General features: G+C 47.0%; 20 protein-coding genes. 9 read left to right on the plus strand and 11 right to left on the minus strand.

The features are described from left to right. Positions 1-10 precede the first annotated feature (10 nt). The 10 genes from odhB to F9L33_RS00240 form a co-directional block, all read right to left on the minus strand. Positions 11-1516 (minus strand): 2-oxoglutarate dehydrogenase complex dihydrolipoyllysine-residue succinyltransferase, encoded by a 1506-nt coding sequence (gene odhB, locus F9L33_RS00195; RefSeq protein ID WP_152140726.1) that lies wholly within the window; start codon positions 1514-1516, stop codon positions 11-13. Between the two features lies 1 nt (position 1517). Beyond that, positions 1518-4460: a 2-oxoglutarate dehydrogenase E1 component gene (locus F9L33_RS00200; protein WP_152140727.1), complete on the minus strand. Its 2943-nt coding sequence runs from the start codon at positions 4458-4460 to the stop codon at positions 1518-1520. Between the two features lies 1 nt (position 4461). Next, positions 4462-5094: a hypothetical protein gene (locus F9L33_RS00205; RefSeq protein WP_152140728.1), complete on the minus strand. Its 633-nt coding sequence runs from the start codon at positions 5092-5094 to the stop codon at positions 4462-4464. A gap of 63 nt (positions 5095-5157) precedes the next feature. Then, the gene (sucD, locus tag F9L33_RS00210; protein ID WP_152140729.1) at positions 5158-6057 is read right to left on the minus strand and encodes a succinate--CoA ligase subunit alpha; all 900 of its coding nucleotides are present in this window, start codon (positions 6055-6057) and stop codon (positions 5158-5160) included. A 4-nt stretch (positions 6058-6061) separates the two neighbouring features. Next, positions 6062-7255 carry an ADP-forming succinate--CoA ligase subunit beta gene (sucC, locus tag F9L33_RS00215; protein WP_152140730.1) on the minus strand — a complete coding sequence of 398 codons (1194 nt, stop codon included), beginning with the start codon at positions 7253-7255 and terminating at the stop codon, positions 6062-6064. Positions 7256-7468: 213 nt separating this feature from the next. Beyond that, positions 7469-8512: a succinylglutamate desuccinylase/aspartoacylase family protein gene (locus tag F9L33_RS00220; protein WP_152140731.1), complete on the minus strand. Its 1044-nt coding sequence runs from the start codon at positions 8510-8512 to the stop codon at positions 7469-7471. A gap of 6 nt (positions 8513-8518) precedes the next feature. Next, a complete protein-coding gene (rimK, locus tag F9L33_RS00225; RefSeq protein WP_152140732.1) occupies positions 8519-9427 on the minus strand; it encodes a 30S ribosomal protein S6--L-glutamate ligase in 909 nt (302 codons plus the stop codon). A gap of 32 nt (positions 9428-9459) precedes the next feature. Then, positions 9460-9906, minus strand: coding sequence for a RimK/LysX family protein (locus F9L33_RS00230; RefSeq protein WP_152140733.1), 447 nt, complete (start codon positions 9904-9906; stop codon positions 9460-9462). A gap of 173 nt (positions 9907-10079) precedes the next feature. After that, positions 10080-11045: a malate dehydrogenase gene (mdh, locus tag F9L33_RS00235; protein ID WP_152140734.1), complete on the minus strand. Its 966-nt coding sequence runs from the start codon at positions 11043-11045 to the stop codon at positions 10080-10082. A gap of 106 nt (positions 11046-11151) precedes the next feature. Then, the gene (locus F9L33_RS00240) at positions 11152-11541 is read right to left on the minus strand and encodes a hypothetical protein (RefSeq protein ID WP_226803860.1); all 390 of its coding nucleotides are present in this window, start codon (positions 11539-11541) and stop codon (positions 11152-11154) included. A gap of 86 nt (positions 11542-11627) precedes the next feature. On the opposite strand from F9L33_RS00240, the gene F9L33_RS00245 reads away from it, so the two are divergent. From F9L33_RS00245 to F9L33_RS00260, 4 genes are all read left to right on the plus strand, one after another. Continuing rightward, the gene (locus tag F9L33_RS00245; protein WP_152140735.1) at positions 11628-12206 is read left to right on the plus strand and encodes an NnrU family protein; all 579 of its coding nucleotides are present in this window, start codon (positions 11628-11630) and stop codon (positions 12204-12206) included. Further along, entirely contained in the window at positions 12203-12406 is a 204-nt protein-coding gene (locus F9L33_RS00250; protein WP_152140736.1) for a DUF1737 domain-containing protein, read from the plus strand. Before F9L33_RS00245 ends, F9L33_RS00250 begins: the two co-directional genes overlap by 4 nt. A gap of 160 nt (positions 12407-12566) precedes the next feature. Next, entirely contained in the window at positions 12567-13085 is a 519-nt protein-coding gene (locus F9L33_RS00255; RefSeq protein ID WP_152140737.1) for a hypothetical protein, read from the plus strand. A 158-nt stretch (positions 13086-13243) separates the two neighbouring features. Then, positions 13244-13960, plus strand: coding sequence for an arylesterase (locus F9L33_RS00260; RefSeq protein WP_193221920.1), 717 nt, complete (start codon positions 13244-13246; stop codon positions 13958-13960). Positions 13961-14024: 64 nt separating this feature from the next. On the opposite strand, the gene F9L33_RS00265 is transcribed toward F9L33_RS00260, so the two are convergent. Beyond that, on the minus strand, positions 14025-14855 hold the full coding sequence (locus F9L33_RS00265; protein WP_152140739.1) for a PhzF family phenazine biosynthesis protein: 831 nt from the start codon (positions 14853-14855) through the stop codon (positions 14025-14027). 240 nt (positions 14856-15095) lie between these two features. On the opposite strand from F9L33_RS00265, the gene sdhC reads away from it, so the two are divergent. From sdhC to F9L33_RS00290, 5 genes are read left to right on the plus strand one after another with little or no spacing between them, the layout of a single operon-like run. Beyond that, positions 15096-15488 carry a succinate dehydrogenase, cytochrome b556 subunit gene (gene sdhC, locus F9L33_RS00270; protein ID WP_152140740.1) on the plus strand — a complete coding sequence of 131 codons (393 nt, stop codon included), beginning with the start codon at positions 15096-15098 and terminating at the stop codon, positions 15486-15488. A gap of 12 nt (positions 15489-15500) precedes the next feature. Further along, the gene (gene sdhD / locus F9L33_RS00275) at positions 15501-15881 is read left to right on the plus strand and encodes a succinate dehydrogenase, hydrophobic membrane anchor protein (RefSeq protein ID WP_152140741.1); all 381 of its coding nucleotides are present in this window, start codon (positions 15501-15503) and stop codon (positions 15879-15881) included. A gap of 15 nt (positions 15882-15896) precedes the next feature. After that, positions 15897-17717, plus strand: coding sequence for a succinate dehydrogenase flavoprotein subunit (gene sdhA / locus F9L33_RS00280; RefSeq protein WP_152140742.1), 1821 nt, complete (start codon positions 15897-15899; stop codon positions 17715-17717). After that, entirely contained in the window at positions 17717-18043 is a 327-nt protein-coding gene (locus F9L33_RS00285; RefSeq protein WP_152140743.1) for a hypothetical protein, read from the plus strand. The genes sdhA and F9L33_RS00285 overlap by 1 nt, the downstream gene beginning before the upstream one ends. Continuing rightward, positions 18040-18339: a hypothetical protein gene (locus tag F9L33_RS00290; protein ID WP_226803862.1), complete on the plus strand. Its 300-nt coding sequence runs from the start codon at positions 18040-18042 to the stop codon at positions 18337-18339. The genes F9L33_RS00285 and F9L33_RS00290 overlap by 4 nt, the downstream gene beginning before the upstream one ends. Positions 18340-18347: the final 8 nt, after the last annotated feature.

Genomic DNA, 18347 nt, shown 5'->3' on the forward strand with positions numbered 1-18347 from the left:
TAGGTAAACTCTACAGATCCATCAACAAACGACGCGGATCTTCCAGTGCTTCTTTCACACGGACTAGGAAGGTCACAGCGCCTTTGCCGTCTACGATGCGGTGATCATAGCTGAGTGCCAGATACATCATTGGGCGGATGACGATTTCATCGTTTACCACAACTGGGCGCTTTTGGATCGTGTGCATGCCCAAGATACCCGATTGTGGTGGGTTCAGGATTGGCGATGACATCAATGATCCGTATACACCACCGTTAGAGATGGTGAAGCTGCCGCCCTGCATCTCTGCCATGGACAGTTTTCCGTCACGGGCGCGGGCGCCTTTTTCAGCAATCGCTTTTTCGATGTCTGAGAAAGACAACTGATCTGCATCACGGATAACAGGAACAACCAAGCCTGTTGGTGTACCCGCAGCGATGCCCATATTCACATAGCTTTTGTAAACGATGTCTGTGCCGTCGATTTCAGCGTTCACTTCTGGCACTTCTTTAAGCGCGTGACAGCAAGCTTTAGTGAAGAAAGACATAAAGCCCATTTTCACGCCGTGCTTTTTCAAGAACACGTCTTTGTATTCTGTGCGCAAGGCCATCACTTCTGACATATCGACCTCGTTATACGTGGTCAGCATGGCGGCTGTGTTTTGGCTTTCCTTCAAGCGACGTGCAATTGTTTGACGTAGACGTGTCATTTTCACACGTTCTTCGCGCGCTGCTTGTTCAGGCGCTGGGGCCGCACGTGGGGCGGCTACTGGAGCAGCAGGTGCTGATGTAATCGGTGCAGATGCTGACGTTGCAATTGCAGCTTGAACATCTTCTTTCATCACACGGCCGTCGCGACCTGTGCCTGTGACTTGGTCAGCTGACATGTTGTTTTCTGCCATAAGCTTTTCTGCAGATGGTGCATTTTTTGCACCTTCTGAAGAAACAGCGGCGGCTGGGGCTGCTGCTGAGGCAGGAGCGGCCGAGGCAGCGGATGCCGAGCCAGAAATCACACCAAGTTGGCCGCCTGCGGCAACGGTTGCACCGTCTTCGGCTAGGATTTCTGTAATCACACCTGTGGCAGGCGATGGTACTTCGACGGAAACTTTGTCTGTTTCCAACTCACACAGCATTTCGTCGGCTGTGACACTGTCGCCAACTTTTTTAAACCATGTGCCAACTGTGGCTTCGGTAACGCTTTCGCCCAGTGTTGGCACCATGATTTTCACAGCTTCATCGCCGCCAGATGCAGGTGCCGCTGTAGCCGCTGGTTTTTCTTCTGCTGCTGGGGCAGGGGCTGCGTCGCCTTCGGTGATATTGGCCAATAAGGCGTCAACGCCCACTGTTTCACCTTCGGCCGCTACGATTTCTGTCAATGTACCTGCGAATGGGGATGGCACCTCTACTGTCACTTTGTCTGTTTCGAGCTCACAGATCATTTCGTCCTGAGCCACTGTATCGCCGACTTTTTTGAACCAAGTGGCAACGGTTGCCTCGGAAACACTTTCGCCTAGGGTTGGAACACGTACTTCAGTCATCTTATTTCCCTCCAAGGGTAAGCGCATCGTTTACGAGCGCGTCTTGTTGTATTTTATGTGCACTTGCCAGACCTGTTGCTGGGGCTGCTGCTGCTTTGCGTCCAACGAATGCTGGGCGATTGTTTTTATGGCCAAGTTCCACAAGAACTTGTTCTATATGTGGATTGATATGAGACCAGTAGCCTTGGTTGTGGGGTTCTTCTTGGCACCAAACAACGTCTGCGTTTTTGAAACGTTTCAATTCTTCGGTCATAGCCACCATTGGCACTGGATACAGCTGTTCGACACGTAGGATGTAGATGTCATCAATGCCACGTGCATCGCGCTCTGCGAGAAGGTCAAAGTATACTTTACCAGAGCACATCACCACACGTTTGATTTTGCTGTCAGCAACGAGTTTTGTATCGGAGTTGCCAAGTTGCGCATCATCCCACAGAACACGGTGAAAACTACTGTCTTTTGTGAAGTCATCAATCGTGCTGACGGCCATTTTGTGACGTAGCAAAGATTTTGGCGACATGATCACGAGCGGCTTGCGGTATGTCCGTTTCATTTGACGGCGTAGGATGTGGAAGTAGTTTGCAGGTGTGGTCACATTCGCGATCACCCAATTGTCTTCTGCACACATTTGCAAGAAACGTTCCGGGCGCGCAGAGCTGTGTTCTGGGCCTTGGCCCTCCATGCCGTGTGGCAGCAACATAACCAGTCCTGACATGCGCAACCATTTGCTTTCACCAGAGCTGATGAATTGGTCGATCATGATTTGCGCGCCATTGGTGAAGTCACCAAACTGGGCCTCCCAAAGTGTCAGTGCGTTTGGTTCTGCAAGTGAGTAGCCATATTCATACCCAAGAACTGCATATTCAGACAGCATGCTGTCGATCACTTCATATGGTGCTTGTTCGTCTTGGATATTATTAAGGGGGTAGTATTTTTCTCCTGTGTTTTGATCTAAGATACCAGAATGGCGATGGCTGAATGTGCCGCGTGTACAGTCTTGGCCTGAGAGGCGAACTGGAAAACCTTCGACTTGAAGTGCGCCAAATGCCAATGCTTCTGCCGTAGACCAATCAATGCCTTTACCGCTTTTGATCATTTCTGCTTTGGCGTCTAAAATCCGCGAAATGGTTTTATGCGGCGCCCAATCGCTTGGCAGTTTGGTAAGAGCCTCGCCAACCTCTTTAAAGCGTTTCTTTGATATAAAGGTTTTGCCGCGCTGGTATTCTGGGTCTTTGCTTTCCAGATGTTTCCAACGACCGTCTAACCAATCTGCTTTGTTCGGTTTGTAATTTTTACCCGCTTCGAATTCTTCGTTCAATTGCGCTTGGAATGACGCTTTTAAGTCTTCGATTTCACCTTCTGGGATCAAACCATCTTTCACCAAACGTTCTGTATAGATCGCAAGCGATGTTTTTTGTTTTTTGATCTGTTTGTACATTTGTGGCTGCGTAAACATCGGCTCGTCGCCTTCGTTGTGACCAAAGCGGCGGTAACAGAAGATATCCAAAACAACATCTTTGCGGAATTTCTGACGGTATTCTGTTGCGATTTTTGCAGCATGTACAACCGCTTCTGGATCGTCACCGTTTACGTGAAAAATCGGTGCTTCCACCATCAAAGAGATGTCCGTTGGATATGGGGATGAACGGCTGTCATGTGGCGATGTTGTGAAACCGATTTGGTTGTTCACAACGATATGGATTGTGCCGCCTGTGATGTGGCCCTTCAGGCCAGACAAACCGAAACATTCTGCAACCACACCTTGGCCTGCGAATGCCGCGTCGCCATGCAGAAGGATTGGCATAACGGCACCACGATCACGGCCCTGTTGGTCGCCTTTGGCGCGTGCTTTGCCCAAAACCACTGGGTTAACGGCTTCTAGGTGGGATGGGTTTGCTGTTAGGGACAGATGAACGGAATTGCCATCAAATTCACGGTCAGATGAGGCACCTAGGTGGTATTTTACATCACCTGAACCCTCAACTTCGTCAGGTTTGTACGAACCACCGAAGAATTCGTTAAAGATGGCGCGGAATGGTTTGCCCATCACGTTTGACAGAACGTTCAAACGTCCACGGTGTGGCATGCCAACGATGATGTCTTTCACACCCAACGCGCCGCCGCGTTTAATCATTTGTTCCATCGCTGGGATCAAAGCTTCGCCGCCATCTAGGCCAAAACGTTTTGTGCCTGAGTATTTGACGTGGCAGAATTTTTCAAAACCTTCAGCTTCGACCATTTTTTGCAAAATGGCTTTGCGGCCTTCTTTGGTAAAGAAATGCTCTTTGTCATAGGATTCAATACGCTCTTTCAACCAAGAGGCTTCTTCTGGGTTGGAAATGTGCATGTATTGCAGGGCAAATGTACCACAATATGTTTTGCGCAGCTTTTCCACGATCTCGCGCATAGAAGCCATTTTCATGCCCAGAACATTGTCTAGGAAAATAGGGCGGTCCATGTCGCTGTCGTTAAAGCCATAGAATTTTGGATCAAGCTCTGGATGCGGGTCTTGTTTTTTCAGCCCTAACGGATCAAGGTTTGCAGCCAAATGGCCACGAATACGATAGGCACGGATGACCATCAAGGCGCGGATCGAATCCAGAACTGCGCGCTGCACCTGATCTTCGGTTAGAACAGCGCCAACGCTTTTGGCTTTTTCAGTGATCGCTTTTTTAGGATCTTCGGCCCATTGACCATCAAGTGCTGCGGTAAGGTCATCGTTTGGAACAGGCGGCCAATCAGGACGTCCCCATGATGGGCCATCTGCAACTCTTGTGACATCGTCGGCTTCGTCGTTTAAGGCACGAAAAAAGGCTGCCCAACTTTCATCAACCGAACTTGGGTTCTTCACATAACTGGCATGAAGTTGTTCTACATATTCCGCATTATGCCCTTGCAGAAAGGATGACGCGTGAAATTCGTCGTTCGATGATTGGTCTGTCATTCTATTGATCCTTATCCGTGTTAATATTCTTGAACTTTTGGTATGTAGTAAAATTTGGAGAATACCCCATAAGCTCTACAAATTTTGCGGAGTTAATTTTCAAAACTGCCGTATTTATATTTTCATTCTTTGCTGAAGTAAGAGATGCTATATCTTCGAAAACCTCAAATAAATCAGAAGGTACAATGTCATTGGTAAGGTTGGAATAAACTGCATTAGTATTTCCAAACCATTCGCAAGTAGCATAGCTTTTTTCTCTGGATACAATCACCCATGATGATGCATCTGAGTTGTGATAGTAAATTATGCCTGACTTTGATGTGTCAGCATTGATAGCATCAGGCCCGCCCATGTAATGCAGGATATTTTTTAAATCCCTATCAACTAAGTAGTCTCTACCTTGTATAAGGTATTCTCGTTGTTGTTCTGGGGTTCCATTAGGTAGGCCTTCAATTGCAATTGAATTGATAATTTTATAGTCACCCCATACCTTCCCAAAGGCAGGCATGAATGGTAGCTCCATTTGCTTCCATCCACTTTTTTTAAGATTATCAGATATCTCACTTATATCAGATATTTTTGTGCCACATTTATCAAAAGCCTGCGGTAACTCAGCATAAGCGCTATTTGTCATTTGGGTTAATCCTAAAGTGACAAGTAGGATGTGCTTAAGATGGATGTTGGCATTCATGTTCATTTAGCCGATTGCTTTCAATACAGCTTCACCCAAGCCGGCTGGGCTGTCGGATACAACGATGCCTGCAGAACGCATGGCTTCGATTTTGCTGCCAGCGTCGCCTTTGCCGCCTGCAACGATCGCACCAGCGTGACCCATACGGCGGCCTGGAGGGGCTGTTACACCTGCGATGAAACCAGCAACTGGTTTTTTGCGGCCTTTTTTAGCTTCGTCCATTAAGAATTGAGCGGCGTCTTCTTCGGCAGAACCGCCGATTTCACCGATCATGATGATGGATTGCGTTTCATCATCTGCAAGGTACAATTCCAAGATATCAATGAACTCTGTGCCCTTGATTGGGTCGCCGCCAATACCAACAGCGCTTGATTGACCAAGGCCCGCATTTGTTGTTTGGAACACGGCTTCATATGTCAAAGTACCTGAACGCGATAGAACACCAACAGAACCTTTTTTGAAGATGGAACCCGGCATGATGCCGATTTTACATTCATCTGGCGTCATCAAACCTGGGCAGTTGCCACCGATTAAACGGGAGTTTGATTTATCCAACTTGTCTTTCACACGGACCATATCCATCACTGGGATACCTTCGGTGATACATGTGATCAGTTCGATACCTGCATCAATCGCTTCTTCAATCGCTGCGGCGGCACCTGCTGGTGGTACATATATCACGGATGCGGTTGCGCCCGTAGCATCTTTGCCTTCTGCAACCGAAGCAAAGATTGGCAATTCTTGACCGCTGGCCGCAGCCCATTTTGTGCCACCTTTTTTAGGGTGTGTGCCGCCAACCATTTGCGTGCCGTGATAAGCCAGCGCTTGTTCTGTGTGGAAGGTGCCTGTTTTACCAGTCAAACCTTGAACGAGAATTTTTGTGTCTTTGTTGATAAGAATGGACATGTGATTAACCTTTCACCGCTTTAACGATTTTTTCTGCGGCATCATCCAGATCATCCGCTGCGATTACATCGAGCGGGCTGTTGTTGATAATGTCTTTGCCTTCTTGCACTTTCGTACCTTCGAGGCGCACAACCAATGGCACTTGTAGGCCAACTTCTTTGACAGCTTGTACAACGCCTTCTGCGATCACGTCGCACCGCATGATGCCACCGAAGATGTTTACAAGGATACCTTTTACATTTGGGTCAGATGTGATGATTTTAAATGCTGCTGTTACTTTTTCAGCAGTCGCACCGCCACCAACGTCCAAGAAGTTAGCAGGTTCGGCACCTTTTAGTTTGATGATGTCCATCGTTGCCATCGCAAGACCAGCGCCGTTCACCATACAGCCGATTTCACCATCAAGTGCGATATAGCTTAGGTCATATTTAGAAGCCTCAAGCTCTTTAGCGTCTTCTTCGGTTTCGTCGCGCAATTCCAAGATGTCTGGTTGGCGAAACAATGCATTTCCGTCAAAGCCCATTTTGGCATCTAGGCATTTCAGATCACCGCCTGGCACTACGATCAATGGGTTGATTTCAAGCATGTCCATGTCTTTTTCAACGAACATGCGGTAAAGATTTGATGTTAGTTCAACACATTGATCAACTGTTTTACCTGTCAATTTCAAAGCATCTGCAACCGCTTTACCGTTTTCAGGGGTGAAGCCTGTTGATGGATCGATTGTTAATGTGATGATTTTCTCGGGTGTTTCTGCGGCAACCGCTTCGATATCCATTCCGCCTTCGGTTGAGGCTACAAATGCGATGCGAGATGTGGCGCGGTCCAATAGAACGGCCAGGTATAGTTCTGTTTCAATGTCTGAACCGTCTTCGATGTAGATGCGGTTGACTTGTTTACCTACTGGACCTGTTTGGTGTGTGACCAATGTTTTGCCCAACATTTTTTCAGCTTCTTCTGCGGCTTCTTCTACTGAACGTGCGAGACGTACGCCGCCAGCTTCACCAGCTTCGGCTTCTTTAAAAGATCCTTTGCCGCGACCACCTGCGTGAATTTGTGCTTTTACAACCCAAAGTGGGCCATCCATTTCTGCGGCTTTTGCTTTTGCTTCACCTGCTTTCATTACGATACGGCCATCGGAGACTGATGCGCCATATGACTTTAACAGTTGTTTGGCTTGATATTCATGAATGTTCATGGATTCTTCCCTTGGGTTAACTAATCCAAATCACCGTTGCAGAAGAATCAGAAGGGTAGAAGGGAAAAATAGCGTTTATCGATATTATTAGGCTTTTATTTAATTTTGTGATCACACGTATATTTTTTGTGATCACAAATCGAGATGCTCATAGTCTAAAAGCTTAAAACCGCAGTGAATCGGCTATTTCATGCGGTTGAAGGTTGAGATTGTCTAAATAATCTCATCTTCGTCAAACAATGGATCATCGGTCAATTCGGCATTAATATTCTCAAGTGTCTCTTCCGACTTCTGGACTGATTTTACCCGAGCAAGGTGAAAGACTGCATCGCCTTCGTTCACCACAGGCATAACTGCGCGACCGACAATAATGCCGTCGAATGGGGCTATGATGTCTTCTTCGGCCTCGCCAAATGGATCAGAAACGGATGCCATGACTTCGCCTTCGGTCACAACGTCACCATCTGCGCGGAATGTCCGCAATAACCCACCTGCGGGCGCGCGAAGCCATGAACTGGATATACAATGCTGGGACTGTGATTTGGATTTGGTAACGCCTTTGGCTGGGATCATTTTAAGATGTCTTAAAACACGCAATATCCCCGTAACGCCTGCACGCACTGATATTTCATCAAACCGCAGACCTTCACCAGCCTCAAAGAGCAAAACATCCTTACCGATTGCTTTGGCTTCGGCACGCATTGATCCTTCGCGTAGATTGGATTCCAGAATAACAGGTGCACCGAACACTTCTGCCAATTCTGTTAGCTTTGCATTGTCTGGTGAAATGCGGATTTGAGGCAGGTTTGTGCGGTGGATTGCTGCGGAATGCAGATCGATACCAAGATCACAGCGCTGCACGATTTCGGTTAGGAATATATTGGCCAAACGTGAGGCCAAGGACCCACCTGAACTGCCTGGAAAAGATCGGTTCAGATCCCGCCTGTCAGGCAAGTATCTGGAATGGTTGATAAACCCGAATGCATTTACAATTGGAATGACAATCAATGTGCCGCGTATTTTTTTGACGTTTGGGGTGTGTAGTAAACGTCTTACGATTTCCACGCCGATGACTTCGTCACCATGTACGCCTGCACTGACAAATACAGTGGGGCCGTCGAATTTACCGTGGATAACTTGCACAGACATCGAAACAGGGGTGTGATTTGAGAGAACACTTACGGGTAAATGTACAGTTTTACGCGTGCCTGCAGGTATGATGCAGCCACCAATCTCAAACGCTTTGCGTGGGGGCATTAAGTCTTATCCTTTGCCTTTTGTGCGTGTTGCACCTGGCTTGGCGTGTTTTTCTATGTATTCGATGATTTTGCCCGCAACATCAAGACCTGTTGCCATTTCCACACCTTCAAGTCCTGGTGAAGAGTTCACTTCCATGACCACAGGGCCATGGTTGGCGCGCAGCATATCCACACCACATACATTTAGGCCCATTGATTTGGCTGCTCTTGTAGCAGTTAAACGCTCTTCTGGGGAAAGTTTGATCAGCTTAGCAGAGCCACCACGGTGCAGGTTTGATCTGAAATCACCTTCGGCACCTGTGCGTTTCATGGCTGCAATGACTTTGCCACCCACAACGATTGCACGAATGTCAGTGCCGCCAGCTTCTTTGATAAACTCTTGCAAAAGGATGTTCACTTTTGCACCACGGAAGGCTTCGACCACGGATGTGGCTGATCGTTTGGTATCTGCCAAAACCACACCAATACCTTGTGTACCTTCAAGCAGTTTAATCACCACGGGCGCACCACCAGCCAATTCCAACACGGCTTCGGTTTGTTTTGGATCATGGGCAAATGTTGTGACGGGCAGACCAATGCCATCACGTGCCATAAGTTGCATGGAACGGAGCTTGTCGCGCGAACGACCAATCGCAACACTTTCATTCAGGGGATAAACGCCCATCATTTCGAATTGTCGTAAAACTGCAAGTCCGTAGAATGTAACGGATGCACCGATACGCGGGATAACGGCATCAAAGCCAGTCAGTTTTTCACCATCGTTATAATAAATCTCGGGTCGGCGTGATGCGATGTTCATGTAACATCGTAAAGTATTGAAGATATGAAATTCATGGCCCCTTTCCTCTGCTGCTTCTTTAAGTCTCCGATGAGAATAAAGGTTAGGATTACGGGCCATCATTGCGATCTTCATTAATACTTCTTCCTGTCCTTGGACGTGTATGACTATTTCCCAGCCATGTATGTTTTGCGTGTGTGGACGGCGATATTGTGCTGTTTTAGGGCTGTGCGTCCAATTATCATAGGAAAGCGCATATTGCTGCGATCTGCAAGCGATATAGATATTGGCCATGTTTTGCCCATAAACAGCAAGTTTGTTTCGATAATGAGCCGCTTTTCTGAAACACCGCCAGTGTTTTTAATATCGCGTATATCACTCACAGGTGCCTCTAGGGGAATGGTCACGCCATCTCTTTCCATCCAAGTGTTGAACTTGACCCAAGAGCTACCTTGTTTTTGAAACACTTCTATATCAGTTGCATGAAGGGCAGACGTCCGTGCGCCTGTATCAATCTTTGCTTTCATTTTGTGCAAGGCGATGTCAGGAAGGTCGATATATTCCATCCAACCTATAACAGTTGGTTCTTTTTTTGATTTTGGTTGCGAGGGCATAATTTACCTATCTGCACGATTATTCGTTTTATGAATGAGATTAAGCAATTGTTTGGGGCCGTAGTCAATTTCTATGGCTCAAGAAAATACAAACATTGTATTTTATGGGGCTAAACGAAAAAAACGCGGCACTGACTGTACCGCGTTTTGAAATGCTTAGAGTTGGGATTGGCTTAGTCTGCCAATGAACCGTCAATTGCAATACATGCTTCCATAAGGCCGCGCACTGCTTCAACTGATTTGTCGAACATAGCTTGTTCGTCTTTGCCCAACTTGATGTCTGCAATGCGTTCGATACCTTCGGCACCGATCACTGTTGGAACACCAACGTACATGTCTGACTGACCAAATTCACCGCTTACTGCTGCTGCACATGGTAGAAGACGCTTTTGGTCTTTTAAATAGGCCTCAGCCATTTCAATGCCTGATGCTGCTGGTGCATAGTAAGCTGACCCTGTTTTCAATAAGCCAACGATTTCTGCACCACCGTCGCGTGTACGCTGAACGATTGTGTCTAGTTTCTCTTGTGTCGTCCAACCCATGTCTACAAGGTCAGGCAATGGGATACCTGCAACTGTTGAATAACGCTCTAGCGGTACCATTGTGTCGCCGTGGCCACCCAATACGAATGCTGTTACGTCTTTTACAGATACGTTGAATTCTTCTGCAAGGAAGTGACGGAAACGTGCTGAGTCCAATACGCCTGCCATGCCACATACTTTGTTCTTTGGAAGACCAGAGAATTTTTGCAAAGCCCAAACCATCGCATCCAATGGGTTTGTGATACAGATAACAAAAGCGTCTGGTGCGTGTTTCGCAATGCCTTCGCCAACTGATTTCATAACTTTAAGGTTGATGCCCAACAGATCATCACGGCTCATGCCTGGTTTACGGGCTACACCAGCTGTTACGATACAAACGTCTGCACCTGCGATGTCTGCGTAATCTGTTGTGCCAGACATAGTCGCGTCGCACTTTTCAACTGGGCCAGATTCAGCGATATCCAAGGCTTTACCTTGTGGGATGCCGTCTGCGATGTCGAACAAAACAACGTCGCCCAATTCTTTTAAAGCTGCCAAGTGTGCCAGTGTGCCACCGATCATACCTGAACCGATAAGTGCGATTTTCGCTCTTGCCATGATCCATCTCTCCTATGAGTTTTCGTCGGAGGCTGGGTACCGCCAATAGATGGAAAGAGCAAGTCACATTCGGGGGAATTTAGCCCAAACGCGACGTTTTGCTGGTTTATGCGCCATGTCCAGATGGCTTTTTGAGACTTTCATAGGCACTGCCCGATGCAATCATACAGCTGGTTCCCTCTGGAGTTGTAATAAGAATCGTCCAAGTTCCTGTTTGCAGGTGTGCAAAAGTTTCTAAAATATGACCATTGGGCATAAGACCCGTGCTTTGCGGACTTTCCCCATATCTGTTATTCAATTCGGCAATCACTTCGCCGCGTTTGGCACAGGATGTTTGATTGGCGTAAGCTGTGCTGACAAGAAAGATCACGCTGAGCAATCCAAAAGACAGTCCGAACATCATGCGTTGCATATAAGTTGGCATTTGAAACCTTTCTGATGTTGTTTTGATTGGTTTCAATGATTTCGCCAAAATTGGTAAAATCTTATTAACCATACGTGCGCAGCGGCGTTATGTCTGTTGCAATATAGATGTCGATAGAGTGGTATTGGGGCACCAACCAACCGTTAAAGGATATAATCATGTATACAGTTTTGCTGCTTTTGGGTGTCTTTCTTTGGATAGATGCGCATTGGGTAAAACTGTTGGTGCCCAGCTTGCGTGATGGAATGGATGAACGCTTTGGTAAAGGCCCTGCACGCGGTATTATCGCAGGGGCGGTGGTTTTATCGGTCATCCTGATGGTGATTGGATATCGCGGATCAGATGTAACCCCTGTTTACACGCCATTTGCGGGGGCAGGGCATTTGAACAACCTGTTGATGATTGCTGCTGTAATTTGCCTTGGCATGGGATCATCCAAAGGACGGATGCGGTCATGGCTACGCCATCCGATGCTAACGGGCGTTGCTATTTGGGCAACTGCGCATTTGTTGGTGAATGGGGATATTGCATCCTTGATCTTGTTCGGTGGACTGGGTTTGTGGGCTGTTGCATCGATGGTCCTGATTAACAAACGCGAAGGCGCTTGGGTGCGCCCCGCAGCTGGGCCAATCGCAGGGGACGTGAAACTGCTGGTCATTTCAGCCGTTGTATTTACGGTGATTGTCACTATTCATGTGCTTTTAGGATACAATCCATTTCTGGGGAATTACGCATGAAAGCTTACCGTTGCATAACCGAAGACGACACATCAGAATTCTGCCACCGTGTGACCAAAGCCTTATCCGAAGGCTGGGAACTGCACGGCAGCCCATCCTATGCGTTCGACACTAAACGCGGCGTGATGCGTGTGGCACAGGCTGTGACCAAGGAAGCGGATTTCGAATATTCACGTGATCTGAAACTGGGTGAGTTGTAAAGCGAGTTTAAAGCTCTGTGGTTGGTGGGGTTCTTACAAATTTAACGAATGGGCCGAATGTCTGCTATGGGGGGCAAAGCGAACGTTTGACTACACCATAAAATAGACAAAGTTATCCTGCTTAATTTAGAAGGTTTATATTTTATATAGGTTATTATTTATGAAGTTATTAAAAATCGTCTCCAGCTTTCTTGCATTTTGCACCCCGCTGAAAGCGGAACAAGATCCCGCACTTAATGACAAAATCGAACGGCTTAACAAAGAACTTACGGTTAGCGTTCAAGACTATGCAAATTCTGGACAAGTGGACAAATTAGCAAGTTTATTATCCTTTATGAAAACTTATGATAAATATTGCAGAACACCCGAAACTCATCTGCTTGGTAAGCATCATAATGTCACGTTACAGCATTTAGAAAACTTCAATAAACGTACAAGCTGTTCCCAAAATTACGTAAGTACAGTTTTTACTAAAGACAATAATTACGAAGACGTATTCGTGGATAGAGACAAGGCATGTAGTGATACTAATATAGAAGAATCTAATCTAAAATATCTAGCCAATAAGTTGCTAATTGAAATGGCTACATTTGAAAATGCGCAAAGCGCCTTAAAAACAATATCTGAACCTCCTACCGTAGCCAAAGGTAGTTTCATTTGGAGCTGCGAGATCGAGTAGAGGCTGAGTAAACCCAATGTCGTATAAGGGCCCATACTGGACATTAGAGTTATTAAAAACTTAACGAATAGGGCGAATGACATAAGCTTGCCGAATGCATGCTTAACGCTAAGTGTTTTGCTGACCCCACTGCCATTAGAAACAACAGGTATTTACGGATGACGTTCGTTGCACAAAAGCAAAAATCAAAGCACCAACATTACCCAGTTCTTACTCGGCTCAGAAAAAAAGCAGTAAAGTCCTTATTAATAGTAGCCATAGCCCTTTCAACGCCTGCAATTTCTTTTGCAGAAACAACTGTTGTTGCTGTCTTAGGGGACAGTCTGACAAAAGGGTTCGGTTTACGGAAACAGAAAGGATTTGTCCCCGTCCTTCAAAATTGGCTCACAGAGCAGGGCGAAGATGTATTCCTTATTAATGAAGGTCGATCGGGTCGCACAACCACAGGCGGGCTGACACGTATTCAAGCGGTGCTCACACCAAATATAGATGCCCTTATTATCGAACTTGGTGGTAATGATATGCTGCGCAAAGCTGATCCAAGTATTATACGTAATAATCTTAGTCGCATGATCAGAATTGCAAAGAACCGCGACATTCCAATCCTGCTTGTTGGGGTGAAGGCAAACAAGAGATATCCAGTAGAATTCAGAAGTTCTTTTAATAGAAACTATCCTGATTTAGCCAAAGAGTTCGATATTTTATTGTACCCAAACTTTTTCGCTGCTCTTTATAGAGATAGGGAACAAACCCGCATAAATTATCGTTTCATGCTCTTGGATCGGATCCACCCAAATTCCAGGGGCGTTGTGAAAGTCGTCAACGACATTGGCCCATTGGTGCAAAAGCTGATAGCCCGTAGTAAATTGAAATAATAATTTTTTATTTCAACGGGTTGATTTGATGTCCCAACTGGGACATCTCCAGAAAGTCAGTTTTTCAAACCATATTTCGAGCCGTCCCAGACACCGTAATCGGGCTGCCCGCCTCATCTGAAAACTCAGCCGTAATATCTGATGGCAGCCCCATATCCTCACCTTGGGTGATTTGAATCCTACCCTGATGCGGCCAGCCTATATCACGCAGATATCCCGAAAACGCTGCCGTCGCAGCCCCTGTTGCCGGGTCTTCAAAAACACCGCCGCTGGCAAAAGCATTGCGGCTGTGGAATGTTTGATCGTCTTCGATATAGACCAGCATGATCGTAACAAGATCGCGTTCATTCATGAATGTCCGACCTTCATTCAGATCGTAATTCAATGCAGCCAAATCTTTGCGGTTTTTCAGAGCCAGCACATAATGATCGGCCCCACCATGGGCGCGGGCGGGGGGAATGCGAAGGTCAAGCTGATCTGCGGTATATCCAAGCAAGGCAAGGGTGGCTGTAATCTCGTTATCCGACAAAGCTTTGCTATGTGTGGGCGGTGATACTAAGGCGGCACTATATAAATTGTCTTGGGCCGCACCGCGAACACTTATGTTGGCGTCATTTAAGGTAAGGTTATACGTGCCATCCCCATAAGCTTGGGCAAGGGCCGCACCCAACGCGATGGTCGCGTGACCGCAGAAGGGAACCTCGGATTCTGGTGAGAAATAACGCGCACGCCACGCACCATCTTTTGGCATCGCAAAAACGGTTTCTGAATAGCCAACCTCTGCCGCACTTGCTTGCATGGTTTCTGCAGAAGGAAGTTCATCGCAAATAACAACGCCCGCTGGATTGCCGCCGATATTGCCGTGTGAAAAAGCTGAGATGCGTTGAATATCCATTGGTGTCTCCTGACTGTTTATCGAAAAATAAAACGGCTTCAGGGGCAAAAGTCTATTGTATTTGCCATGACTTTTTGTGCGCTTTTCTATTCAAAAATGTGATTATAGGAAAAAAACTAACCAGCTGCGGCGTTTTATTGTGCGAAATCGGCAATATTTTGACGTGTTCCCCCGTGACTCTCTCGATATATAGTATAAATGAATACCAGCTATAAAAGCCAACAATAAGGGAAATCAAAAATGGCCGACGTGAACCGGGGCAATCGCCCGCTCTCACCCCATATCAGCATTTACCGCCGTCAAATCAACATGGTCACATCAATTGTAAACCGTATCACAGGTGTCGGTATGGCACTTGCTGCTGTTTTAATCGTGTGGTGGTTGCTGGCAGCTTCAACAAGTGCAGGGTACTTTGACTTTGTGAACGGTTTGCTGACCTCTTGGTTAGGCCTTCTGATTATGTTTGGATCCCTGTGGGCGCTTTGGTTCCATTTCTTAGGCGGTATTCGTCACTTGGTTATGGACTTCGGTAAAGGCTATGAATTGAAGTCTGTGGATTTCTGGGGCTGGGCCATTGTTGTGCTGAGCTTTGTATTAACGGCGGCAAGCATCATGTGCTTGGCAGCAGGCTAGGGGAGCGGCGTTATGAGTTATAAAACAGATATGGGCCGTGTGATCGGTCTGGGTTCCGCAAAAGAAGGTTCGCATGATTGGTGGATCAGCCGTGTAACATCCGTTGCATTGATCCCTTTGATGTTGTGTTTCTTGTGGAAAGTTGCCCCGCTTATCGGTGGCACACATGCAGAGGTTTTGACAGCGTTTCAAAACCCATTCACTGCAATTACAACTATTCTATTTATCATGATCAGCTTCATCCACCTTGCAGGTGGTTTGCAAGAAGTGATCGTGGACTATGTACACGGTAAAGCTACGTTAGTGGTTCTACTGGTTTCAACAAAACTTCTATGCTGGGGCATAGGGTTCGCGGGCGCTTTTGCGGTTGCCAAAATGGCCTTTGGCGCCTGATCGGAGAATTTGAAAATGACTGCTTACGAATATATCGATCACGAATATGACGTTGTTGTTGTCGGTGCGGGTGGCGCGGGTTTGCGCGCAACTTTGGGCATGGCAGAACAAGGTTTGAAAACGGCTTGTGTAACTAAGGTTTTCCCAACACGTTCGCACACTGTTGCGGCCCAAGGTGGGATTGCAGCATCGCTTGCAAATATGGATGTTGGTACAACACCAAATGACCACTGGCAGTGGCACCTTTACGATACAGTAAAGGGTTCTGACTGGCTGGGTGATACAGATGCTATGGAATATCTGGTGCGTGAAGCGCCAAAGGCTGTTTACGAGCTGGAACACTACGGTGTGCCATTCTCTCGTACAGAAGAGGGTAAGATTTACCAGCGCCCATTCGGTGGTCACACAACAGAATTTGGCGAAGGCCCATCCGTGCAACGTACATGTGCAGCGGCTGACCGTACAGGTCACGCGATTTTGCACACGCTTTATGGTCAATCGCTTAAGAACAATGCGGAATTCTATATCGAATATTTCGCAACAGATTTGATTATGACCGAAGATGGTCGTTGCCAAGGTATCATCGCTTGGAAATTGGACGATGGTACGATCCACCGCTTCAATGCGAAAATGGTTGTATTGGCGACTGGTGGCTATGGTCGTTCATACTTCTCTGCTACATCTGCACACACATGTACAGGTGACGGCGGCGGTATGGTTGCGCGCCAAGGTTTGGCACTGCAAGACATGGAATTCGTTCAGTTCCACCCAACTGGTATTTATGGCTCTGGCTGTTTGATTACAGAGGGTGCACGTGGTGAGGGTGGTTATTTGACCAATTCCGAAGGCGAACGTTTCATGGAACGTTATGCGCCAACATATAAAGACTTGGCATCGCGTGATGTTGTATCGCGCTGTATGACAATGGAAATTCGCGAAGGTCGCGGTATGGGTGAAGAGGGGGATCATATCCACCTACACCTAAACCACTTGCCACCAGAAACATTGGCAGAGCGTTTGCCAGGTATTTCTGAATCTGCGAAAATATTTGCGGGTGTGGATGTGAACAAAGAGCCAATCCCAGTATTGCCGACAGTGCATTACAATATGGGTGGTATCCCAACGAATTATTGGGGTGAGGTGCTTGATCCAACTGCAAAAGATCACGACCGTATTTTGCCAGGCTTGATGGCTGTGGGTGAAGCGGGGTGTGCGTCTGTTCATGGTGCGAACCGTTTGGGTTCTAACAGCTTGATCGATTTGGTTGTGTTTGGTCGTGCGGCTGCGATTAAAGCGGCAGAAGTGGTTGATCCGAAAACACCGAACGAGCCAATCAATGAGAAGTCAGTTGAGAAATCAATGGCACGCTTTGATGGCCTGCGTCATGCAGATGGTGCGGTTACAACGGCTGATTTGCGTCTTGAGATGCAAAAAACAATGCAGGCTGATGCGGCTGTGTTCCGCACAGACAAAACATTGGCCGAAGGCTGCGTGAAGATGGAAGCCATCGCTAAGAAGATGACTGATCTGAAAGTGACAGACCGTTCAATGATCTGGAACTCTGATCTGATGGAAACATTAGAGCTGACAAACCTGATGCCAAACGCATTGGCAACAATCGTTGGTGCGGAAGCACGTAAAGAAAGCCGTGGTGCGCATGCACACGAAGATTACCCAGATCGTGATGATAAAAAATGGCGTAAACACAGCTTGATGCGTGTGAAAGATCATAAGGTTAAATTGTCATACCGTGACGTACACCTTGATCCATTAACGAAACAAGAAGATGGCGGCATCGACTTGAAGAAAATCGCACCGAAAGCACGCGTATATTAATGCAAATCTTACGCGCAACATATCTGAGCATTGCTGCCGTGGCCCTGATGGGCTGTTCGGTGGGCGAAGAGGTTGCGCGTGATAAGGCCCGCGATGCGATTGATCCGATTGTGGCAAAGCAATTTCCAGGTGTGCCTGTAAAACCTGTCACAGACTGTGTGATTGATAATGCATCCTTGCAGGAACTTTTGGCTGTGACGGCTGCGGCAAGCACTGGCAATCAGGTGAAAGCTGCCGAGATTGTTGTTGAGGTTGCAAGTCGTCCTGACACTGTGAAATGTATTGCCGTAAAAGGCTTGCCAGCATTGCTGCAGGGGTTGGCATGATGCGGAGTGTTTGCATTGGTGTTGCCGCAACGGTTGGCTTAACTGGGTGCACAAAGCCTGAGCCGATCACTGTTGAACGTGCTATGGCTATTTGTACGGAACGTGCGCGTGATGCTGTAAAGCCAAACGTCAATGTTGGCGTTGGTGTGGGCATTGGTAAACGTGTCCGCACAGGTGTTGGCATTGGTATAGAATTATCGTCGGACTATTTAAAAGGCCGCGATCCCGAAGAAGTTTATGAAGAATGTGTTGTCGCCAAGTCTGGCGAAAAACCGACCCAGCCGTTAACATTGTAACGGCATAA

The organism is Amylibacter sp. SFDW26 (assembly GCF_009184395.1).
In the GTDB taxonomy this organism is placed as follows: domain Bacteria; phylum Pseudomonadota; class Alphaproteobacteria; order Rhodobacterales; family Rhodobacteraceae; genus Amylibacter.

Excerpts from the sequence above, each read along its gene's own strand:
- odhB (WP_152140726.1), bottom strand. The coding sequence starts at position 1,516 with ATGACTGAAGTACGTGTTCCAACCCTAGGCGAAAGTGTTTCCGAGGCA.
- F9L33_RS00200 (WP_152140727.1), bottom strand. The coding sequence starts at position 4,460 with ATGACAGACCAATCATCGAACGACGAATTTCACGCGTCATCCTTTCTG.
- F9L33_RS00205 (WP_152140728.1), bottom strand. The coding sequence starts at position 5,094 with ATGACAAATAGCGCTTATGCTGAGTTACCGCAGGCTTTTGATAAATGT.
- sucD (WP_152140729.1), bottom strand. The coding sequence starts at position 6,057 with ATGTCCATTCTTATCAACAAAGACACAAAAATTCTCGTTCAAGGTTTG.
- sucC (WP_152140730.1), bottom strand. The coding sequence starts at position 7,255 with ATGAACATTCATGAATATCAAGCCAAACAACTGTTAAAGTCATATGGC.
- F9L33_RS00220 (WP_152140731.1), bottom strand. The coding sequence starts at position 8,512 with ATGCCCCCACGCAAAGCGTTTGAGATTGGTGGCTGCATCATACCTGCA.
- rimK (WP_152140732.1), bottom strand. The coding sequence starts at position 9,427 with ATGAAGATCGCAATGATGGCCCGTAATCCTAACCTTTATTCTCATCGG.
- F9L33_RS00230 (WP_152140733.1), bottom strand. The coding sequence starts at position 9,906 with ATGCCCTCGCAACCAAAATCAAAAAAAGAACCAACTGTTATAGGTTGG.
- mdh (WP_152140734.1), bottom strand. The coding sequence starts at position 11,045 with ATGGCAAGAGCGAAAATCGCACTTATCGGTTCAGGTATGATCGGTGGC.
- F9L33_RS00240 (WP_226803860.1), bottom strand. The coding sequence starts at position 11,541 with ATGGTTAATAAGATTTTACCAATTTTGGCGAAATCATTGAAACCAATC.
- F9L33_RS00245 (WP_152140735.1), top strand. The coding sequence starts at position 11,628 with ATGTATACAGTTTTGCTGCTTTTGGGTGTCTTTCTTTGGATAGATGCG.
- F9L33_RS00250 (WP_152140736.1), top strand. The coding sequence starts at position 12,203 with ATGAAAGCTTACCGTTGCATAACCGAAGACGACACATCAGAATTCTGC.
- F9L33_RS00255 (WP_152140737.1), top strand. The coding sequence starts at position 12,567 with ATGAAGTTATTAAAAATCGTCTCCAGCTTTCTTGCATTTTGCACCCCG.
- F9L33_RS00260 (WP_193221920.1), top strand. The coding sequence starts at position 13,244 with ATGACGTTCGTTGCACAAAAGCAAAAATCAAAGCACCAACATTACCCA.
- F9L33_RS00265 (WP_152140739.1), bottom strand. The coding sequence starts at position 14,855 with ATGGATATTCAACGCATCTCAGCTTTTTCACACGGCAATATCGGCGGC.
- sdhC (WP_152140740.1), top strand. The coding sequence starts at position 15,096 with ATGGCCGACGTGAACCGGGGCAATCGCCCGCTCTCACCCCATATCAGC.
- sdhD (WP_152140741.1), top strand. The coding sequence starts at position 15,501 with ATGAGTTATAAAACAGATATGGGCCGTGTGATCGGTCTGGGTTCCGCA.
- sdhA (WP_152140742.1), top strand. The coding sequence starts at position 15,897 with ATGACTGCTTACGAATATATCGATCACGAATATGACGTTGTTGTTGTC.
- F9L33_RS00285 (WP_152140743.1), top strand. The coding sequence starts at position 17,717 with ATGCAAATCTTACGCGCAACATATCTGAGCATTGCTGCCGTGGCCCTG.
- F9L33_RS00290 (WP_226803862.1), top strand. The coding sequence starts at position 18,040 with ATGATGCGGAGTGTTTGCATTGGTGTTGCCGCAACGGTTGGCTTAACT.